Source organism: Streptomyces sp. AC627_RSS907 (genome assembly GCF_019049165.1).
In genome coordinates this window covers 1-554 of record NZ_JAGMUE010000542.1, presented here as the reverse complement: position 1 = coordinate 554, position 554 = coordinate 1, and the positions used below count along the sequence as shown (strand labels likewise).

General features: G+C 68.4%; 1 protein-coding gene. It reads left to right on the top strand.

Translation table 11 applies throughout. The features are described 5' to 3' along the window. Nucleotides 1-242: 242 nt before the first annotated feature. The coding region (locus KUM32_RS36960) for a helix-turn-helix transcriptional regulator (RefSeq protein WP_217146248.1) at nt 243-554 on the top strand (312 nt) is incomplete at its 3' end.

Here is a 554-nt window from a genome sequence, read left to right as displayed (position 1 = left end):
GTGCAGGAGCGCCGCCGTGCGGGCTTGGTCCGAGCCGTCGCCGCCGACCGCCGGGGAGCGGACGTAGCGGGGGAACATCGAGGCCGCGACCGTGATCGGCCCGATCGCCAGGATCGCTGCCAAGACGTGCACGGACAGCAGGAATTTCGTCACCGCGGAGCCCTTCTGGGTTGGCTGCCAATAGGTTGGCTGTCGGACTATAGGTAGCACGTTCGCACGCCCTTTGGGTAGGCTGCCTAACCATGAAGGCGAGCGCGGTACGCGGGCATCTGGACGGGCTCTTGCTGTCCGTACTGGAATCCGGCCCGCTGCACGGATACGCGGTCATCACCGCGGTACAGGAACGCAGCAACGGGGTCCTGGAGCTGCGCAAGGGCACGATCTACCCGGCGTTGAACAAGCTGGAGCGGCTCGGGCTGCTGCGCAGCGTCTGGGAGTCCGAGGGCGAGCGGCGACGGCGGTGTTACGAACTCACCGACGCCGGCCGGCGCAGCCTGGCGACCGAGCGGTCGGTGTGGCGCGAGTTCACCACCGCGATCGGCGCCGTGTTGGAG